This is a genomic window from Jiangella anatolica (assembly GCF_003236295.1).
Lineage (GTDB): Bacteria > Actinomycetota > Actinomycetes > Jiangellales > Jiangellaceae > Jiangella > Jiangella anatolica.
This window is the reverse complement of sequence record NZ_POTW01000192.1, coordinates 1-1,365: the sequence shown is the minus strand read 5'-3', so window position 1 is coordinate 1,365 and position 1,365 is coordinate 1. Positions and strand designations below refer to the sequence as shown.

Sequence of the window (1,365 nt, the reverse complement as noted above, 5' to 3'; positions counted from 1 at the left end):
TGTTCAGTCTGGGTAGATCTGGGACACCGGATGTCTACGTAGATCTGAGACACGCCGTTGTCGCGCGGAGTGGGGCGCCTGAGCCTGTCGTGGATTTGGTCCATGGCGAGAACGGATGCTCGTGTGAGGCTCCTGGATGCGGCGCTCGTCGCGGCGATCACGCACGGCGCCGACGTGTTCGGCGGGGACTTCAAACGCTGGTGCGAGGTCAACCAGATCCCGCGGAGTACGGCCTACCGGCACAAGAAGCGGATCGAGGAGGAAGGGCGCTGGGCGCCTCGCTCACAGCGGCCTGAATCGTGTCCGCATCACACCCCTGAGCCGGTCGAGGCGCAGGTGGTCGAGCTGCGGGAGGCTCTGGGGCGGGAGAACGGCGCGGACAACATCGGCTACTACCTGGCCCTGATCGCTGCAGAGCAGGACTGGGCCGGCCGCGGCTGGGTAGTGCCGTGCCGGGCGACGATCAACAAGATCTTGACCCGGCACGGCCTGGTGGTGCCCGAGCCGAAGAAGAAGCCGAAATCCTCCTACCGCCGTTTCGTCTATGCCCAGCCCCGCGACTGCTACCAGATCGACGCCACCGAGGTGCGCCTGACCGGGTCGGCCAAGGCGGTGGTGTTCGAGGTCCTCGATGACTGCAGCCGGGTACTGGTCGCCACCCACGCCGCCGACGCCGAGACCGGACCGGCCGCCATCGCGGCGATCGGCAAGGCGTTCGCCGACTTCGGTGTCCCCGGCCTGGTGCTCTCGGACAACGGTGCCGCGTTCACCTCCCGGCTGACCAGGGGCGGCACCTCGAAGTTCACCCGAGCGGTCACCACCGCCGGCGCTCGGCTGATCCACTCCAGCCCCTTCCACCCACAGACCTGCGGAAAGGTCGAACGCCACCACCGCACCTTCAAAGCCTGGCTCGCCGACCAGCCCGTGCCTGCCGACCTGACCCAACTGCAGACCCTGTGCGACCGCTACCAGCACGACTACAACAACCGCCGCCGGCACAGCGCCCTCAACCAGCCACCCCAACACGCCTGGGACAGCGCACCCAGCCACGGCGGTCCCGGCCACTTGCCGGTGCAGCGCGACGCCGACGTCCGCGTCCTCGCCAGCACCGACACCGGCAACATCAGCATCGGCCCCACCGTCATCAACCTCACCCGCCGCTACGCCCGCCAGAGCGTCACCGTGCTCCTCGACGGCGACCACATCACCGTCTACGACACCACCGGCCAACCCATCGGCCACCTACACATCGACTTCACCAAGACCTACCAGCCCATCAAAGCCGCCTAGCCAGCACCAGACGTGACTACGATCGTGTCCCACAACTACGTAGACACCGCGTCCCACAACTACGTAGACAGCACA

The 1,365-nt window shown here is 67.1% G+C and carries 1 protein-coding gene; it reads left to right on the top strand.

From position 1 onward, the window contains the following. Nucleotides 1-123 precede the first annotated feature (123 nt). Nucleotides 124-1,290, top strand: a complete 1,167-nt coding sequence (locus C1I92_RS32905; protein WP_199521840.1) for a DDE-type integrase/transposase/recombinase — start codon at nucleotides 124-126, stop codon at nucleotides 1,288-1,290. Nucleotides 1,291-1,365: the final 75 nt, after the last annotated feature.